The sequence below is a fragment of the Phyllobacterium sp. P5_D12 genome, assembly GCF_054049495.1.
In genome coordinates this window covers 1-5,417 of sequence record NZ_JBFUMG010000301.1, presented here as the reverse complement: position 1 = coordinate 5,417, position 5,417 = coordinate 1, and the positions used below count along the sequence as shown (strand labels likewise).

The following is a 5,417-nucleotide window of genomic DNA, read 5'->3' as shown; positions in this document are numbered from 1 at the left end:
GTACATCAAAAATCGTGAATTACAACCTATGGTTGCTCGCATAACTTATGCAATTAATGGTATTTTCCTTGTGGGTTCAAGCCTATGGTGAATTCCTGTGTGAGTTATTTATGGTTTCGTATATAGAGTATAAAAAACAGCAGCTTATATAGGCATAAATTAAGATATTCTGAGTCAAAGTATAGCGCATATTTTCGATATAAATTTATATTTAAGGATCAAATTATGAGCGAAAGTCGAATTGATCAAATTGAAAACGCCAGATTTATTCAGCAAATGCTCGGTGAGTTACGAGCAATGGCCAAAACGAACCGGCTGGAGATGTTGGCGTATCTTATAGAAATTGCATATATCGAAAGCAGTGACCAGTTGCAGAAGGAACTGGGGACAGCTTCACGCGTAAACAAGCGAAACATGTCCGCCTGAGTGACGCTGCAAACGTCCAGCTAGATCGAGTTCGAGCAGAATCAGCATTACCACCGACGGGTGTAGTTCGCTGGTACGGATCAGGTCGTCGATATCGACTGGAACGGGGCCGAGTAGATTGACGAACCGGTCCCGATCGCTTTCGTCGGGTGGATTGATTGGTGGGAAATCCATATCTGGTGCAAGAAACGCTGCATCGTCGAAAGCAGGCCGTTCGACCAGTGGCGTCAATGCAGTTATTATGTCTTCGGTACTGGTTGTCACAATGGCTCCGTTTTTCAACAACCCGTTGGTGCCCTTGGCCCTTGGCCCTCGGGTCGAGAGGAGAGCCAGGGACCGCGAAAACAAGCCTGCCAAGTTCTCCCGCCAGCCGGGCGCTGATCAGTGAGCCGGAGCGTTCGGCGGCTTCAACCACAACCAGGCCAAGCGACAGGGCGGCGATAATACGGTTGCGCCTCGGAAAATCCCGGGCACGGGGATCCCAACCGAACGGCATTTCACTGATCGCGGCCCCATTGCGCGCGCTTATCGCCTTATAGAGATTGAGGTTTTCCGGGGGATAGGGGACGTCCAGCCCGCCTGCCATGACAGCCACTGTTCCGTAGTCCAGGCTGGCCTCATGGGCTGCTGTATCTATTCCACGTGCAAGACCGGAGATAATCGCGTAACCGGATTCACCCATCTCCCGTGCGATCATCCGCGCAAACTTGATCCCCACCAACGATGCGTTGCGTGCGCCCACGATGGCAACGGGCGGTAGCCTGAACACCTCGGGATTTCCTTTGATCGCGACCAATGGCGGGGGATTGTCGCATTGGCGAAGATAGCGGGGATAGTCGGGCTCACCGATGCCGACGAAAACAGCGCCCATGTTTGTCGCCGCCTGCATTTCGCGTTCAGCGTCCTGCAGACTGGCAATTCGAATTGGCCGGCCGCCGCCGCCGCGCCTGACGAGTTCGGGCAGCATTTCCAATGCATCGCTCGCAGAACCGCAATGAACGATCAGATCGCGGAACGTCGCGGGACCGACATTTTCGCTGCGGATCAACCGAAGCCAGCTCAAGCGCTGGCTGTCAGAAAGGCGTATGCCCTTCTTTTCTTCATTCATCCTTTAGCGCCGATCTTGCCTTCGGTGCCTGAGACAAGACGCTGGATATTGGCCCTATGCTTGATGAAGACAATGATCGTCAGGACGAGGAAAAGCGCTGCGATCTGGTGCACCCCTATTATGTAGAGTGCAATCGGAACGATGACGGCCGCGACAAGGGCGGCGAGAGAAGAATAGCGAGACGTGTAGGCTACGATCAGCCAGACGGCGGCGAAAATCAGCGCCCCCTGCCAGAACAGCCCGAGCAGAACGCCAAGATACGTCGCGACACCTTTGCCGCCCCTGAATTTCAACCAGACCGGAAAGATATGGCCGAGGAAGGCACCGAAGCCAGCAATGATTGCGGCTTCAGGGCTGGCGATGCCGGCGATCAACACCGCCACGGTACCTTTCAGCATGTCCAGCACCAATGTTGCGGCGGCGAGTTTCTTGTTGCCGGTACGCAGGACATTGGTGGCGCCGATATTGCCGGAACCGATGCTGCGCACATCGCCAAGGCCAGCCATGCGGGTCAGGATCAGACCAAAAGGAATGGATCCGAGCAAATAGCCAAAGGCGAGCGCAAAGAAGAGAAGCGGAAATCCTGCCTGCCCATTGAAGAAATCCGACATGCATATCCCCTTAGGTGAAATTAGATCGTGAAGACCGACTTCCCTGCAACAAATGTCTGTACAACCCGGCCTTGAAAACGTGCACCCTCGAAACAAGAGTTCTTGGAACGCGACCGTAAATCTTCTTCCTTCACTACCCACGGTTCGTCAAGATCGACTATGGTCATATCCGCCTTCGAACCCGGGCGCAGTGAACCGGCCTCCAGGCCGAAAATCCTGGCGGGGGCACTGGACATCGCTTCGACGATGCGCAGAAGCGGCAATTCGCCGTTGTGGTACAATCTCAGTGCTGCGCCAAGCAGCGTTTCAAGGCCGATCGCGCCAGCTGCCGCATCGGCAAATGGCAGTCGCTTGGTATCGACATCCTGGGGATCATGCGCGGAAACAATAATATCGATCGTGCCGTCGCGCAGGGCTTCGACCATGGCGAGGCGGTCTTCTTCGAGCCGCAACGGCGGCTGCAAGCGGAAGAAGGTGCGGAATTCACCGATATCGTTTTCGTTCAGGGAGAGATGATTGATCGATACGGCCGAGGTTACATTCAGGCCATTCTGCTTCGCACGGGAAATCACCTCTGCCGACATGGCAGTCGAAATCTGCGCGGCGTGGTAGGCGCCCTGTGTCAGCGCCGCCAAGCGCATGTCCCGCTCGAGCGGGATCACTTCGGCTTCGCGTGGCGTGCCGGAAAGTCCCAGCCAGCTCGCATACAATCCCTCATTCATGACGCCGTTGATACCGAGGTGCGGATCCTGTGCTTCGTGCGCAAGGACCACACCGAAATCACGGGCATAGGTGAGGGCGCGGCGCATGAGCTGGGTATTGGCGATGGAATTGCGGCCTTCTGTGATAGCAACTGCGCCAGCTTCGCGCAGCAGGCCGATCTCGGTCATTTCCTCGCCGTGCAAGCCCTTGGTGACCGCGGCCGTTGGGTAAACATTGACGACCGCCGTATCGCGCGCCGTTCGCTTGATGAATTCGACCAGCGCGACATTATCGATGACGGGATCGGTATCCGGCATCATGATCACCGACGTTACACCGCCGGCCGCGGCGGCATGGCTGGCAGATGCAATGGTTTCGCGATGTTCCGCGCCGGGTTCACCAATGAAGACGCGCGCGTCGACCAGACCCGGAAGCACCGCCTTGCCCTTGCAGTCAATGATGGTCGCACCTTCTGGTGCGCCCTGGTTGCGGGCATCGGCGCCACTGGCGACGATCCTGTCATTCTCGATGACTATCGTGCCGGTTTCGTCGAGCCCGCGCGACGGATCGACGATGCGGGCATTTTRCAGAACGGTGGCGTTCATCCGGCCACTCCTTCAGCATTGCGGCGCGGATCGAGCAGTGCTTCCATCACCGCCATGCGCACAGCAACACCCATCTCGACCTGTTCCTGAATGACGCTCTGCGAGCCATCGGCTACGTCCGATGCGATTTCGACGCCGCGGTTCATCGGACCGGGGTGCATGACCAGCGCATCGGGCTTGGCATATTTGAGTTTTTCGCGATCGAGGCCGTGATAGCGGAAGTACTCGCGCACCGATGGTACGAATGAGCCTGTCATGCGCTCGCGCTGTAGCCGCAGCATCATCACCACGTCGGCATCCTTCAGGCCTTCTTCCATGTTGTGGAAGACTTCGGCGCCCATATGCGCAATGCCCGCGGGAAGGAGGGTCGAGGGAGCAACAACGCGAACGCGTGCGCCCAAGGCATTGAGAAGGATCATGTTCGACCGCGCCACGCGAGAGTGCAAAACGTCACCGCAGATGGCAACAGTCAGCCGCGCGATCTTTCCTTTGGCGCGGCGGATCGTCAGAGCATCGAGCAGCGCCTGCGTCGGATGTTCATGTGCGCCGTCGCCAGCATTGACCACCGAACAGCCGACCTTTTGTGCGAGAAGCGCCGCGGCTCCGGCCGACCCATGTCGGATGATCAGGATATCGGGGCGCATGGCATTGAGCGTCATCGCCGTATCGATCAGCGTTTCGCCCTTCTTGACCGAGGAATTTCCGACCGCCATGTTCATGACGTCCGCGCCCAGCCGCTTTCCGGCAAGTTCGAAGGATGATTGGGTACGGGTCGACGCCTCAAAAAACAGATTGATCTGCGTGCGGCCGCGCAGGGTCGCCTTTTTCTTCTCGGACTGGCGTGAAACCGCGATCTCGCTCTCGGCAAGATCAAGCAGCTGGACGATGTCTTGAGGCGAAAGGCCCTTGATGCCAAGCAAGTGGCGGTGGGGAAACAGGAGAGGGGGCTCTTTTGATGTCATATTAGGGTCAGGACCTATTAATCTGGTCGAAATGGTAGGAGGCCATTTGTTCGGATACGAGGAGCACAGGCGACCGCAATGTTTATCCATTGTCGAGCCTTTGCGACGATGTTGCCGGGCAAATGGACCCTATCCTCCGGACGCCGAAACGGCTGCAAGCTGCAGTGTCGAGCCACTTGGCCGGGGGAAGACCCCGCCCTTCGCGTCTCTCCTCGCGTCTTTTTGCCGTTTCAGGCGCCATTTCGATCATATTAATGGGTCCTGACCCTTAGTCCCCCTATAGGCTCGATGCCCTGTTGTCGCAAGCGGTCTGGGCGCTAACATGCTTCGTTCCCCAATAATTTGATCGGAAAAGCTGAAAGTGCGAAAAGGTTATGGCGATCAATATCGACTAAAGGCCGAGAGTCCATATATTGAGTGAGTTAACCGCTTGTCAGAGTCTTCATCCCATAAAGAGTTCGACGCGCAATCAATCGCATAGCAGACACTTTGCGCGACCATTGAAATTTGAATCAGGACAGTTTCTTGAAAACCCACGACGTTCTCAACCAGACGCCACCGATGACCGGCCTCAACGCCTATCTCGGCGATCCATTGATGATGCAGATCACCAAGCGCTTGCCGCAATCCGTGCGCACGGAGCTGGAACAGAACGGCAAATTCGTACTCTCCGGCGACGCACAAGATCTGGCGAGGCTTGCCAATATCGAGGTGCCGAAGCTCAGGACGCATGACCGTCAGGGGCATCGAATCGACGTTGTCGATTATCATCCGGCGTATCATGCGTTGATGCGCCGGTCGGTGAGCCAAGGCCTGCACTCATCTATATGGGAGGACGGCAAGCCGGAAGCCGGATCGCGACATCAGTCGCGCGCGGCGCGTTTTTACCTGACGTCGCAGCTGGAATGCGGGCATCTGTGCCCCCTTAMCATGACGAGTGCCTCGCTGGCGGCATTGATGGCCGCGCCTAATCTCTACCGCGAATGGTCGCCGCTGATCCTGC

At 56.7% G+C, this 5,417-nt stretch carries 4 protein-coding genes and 2 pseudogenes; 2 read left to right on the top strand and 4 right to left on the bottom strand.

Annotation, left to right across the window (positions count from 1 at the left end; all coding sequences use genetic code 11):
• Positions 1 to 225 precede the first annotated feature (225 nt).
• The gene (locus ACXJ5O_RS17730; protein WP_271893771.1) at positions 226 to 426 is read left to right on the top strand and encodes a hypothetical protein; all 201 of its coding nucleotides are present in this window, start codon (positions 226 to 228) and stop codon (positions 424 to 426) included.
• Here the strand turns inward: ACXJ5O_RS17730 and dprA are convergent.
• The 4 genes and pseudogenes from dprA to ACXJ5O_RS17710 all read right to left on the bottom strand — a co-directional run bounded on the left by dprA (position 394) and on the right by ACXJ5O_RS17710 (position 4,414).
• Positions 394 to 1,534: pseudogene (gene dprA / locus ACXJ5O_RS17725) on the bottom strand (DNA-processing protein DprA). The gene ACXJ5O_RS17730 and the pseudogene dprA sit on opposite strands and share 33 nt — an antisense overlap.
• Entirely contained in the window at positions 1,531 to 2,145 is a 615-nt protein-coding gene (gene plsY / locus ACXJ5O_RS17720; RefSeq protein WP_457301036.1) for a glycerol-3-phosphate 1-O-acyltransferase PlsY, read from the bottom strand. The pseudogene dprA and the gene plsY overlap by 4 nt, the downstream one beginning before the upstream one ends.
• 20 nt (positions 2,146 to 2,165) lie before the next feature.
• Positions 2,166 to 3,452, bottom strand: coding sequence for a dihydroorotase (locus tag ACXJ5O_RS17715; protein WP_457301035.1), 1,287 nt, complete (start codon positions 3,450 to 3,452; stop codon positions 2,166 to 2,168).
• Positions 3,449 to 4,414 (bottom strand): aspartate carbamoyltransferase catalytic subunit, encoded by a 966-nt coding sequence (locus ACXJ5O_RS17710; protein ID WP_457301034.1) that lies wholly within the window; start codon positions 4,412 to 4,414, stop codon positions 3,449 to 3,451. Before ACXJ5O_RS17710 ends, ACXJ5O_RS17715 begins: the two co-directional genes overlap by 4 nt.
• A 525-nt stretch (positions 4,415 to 4,939) precedes the next feature.
• Between ACXJ5O_RS17710 and ACXJ5O_RS17705 the strand changes: the two are divergent.
• Positions 4,940 to 5,417 (top strand): annotated as a pseudogene (locus tag ACXJ5O_RS17705) (DNA alkylation response protein); the annotation flags it as partial.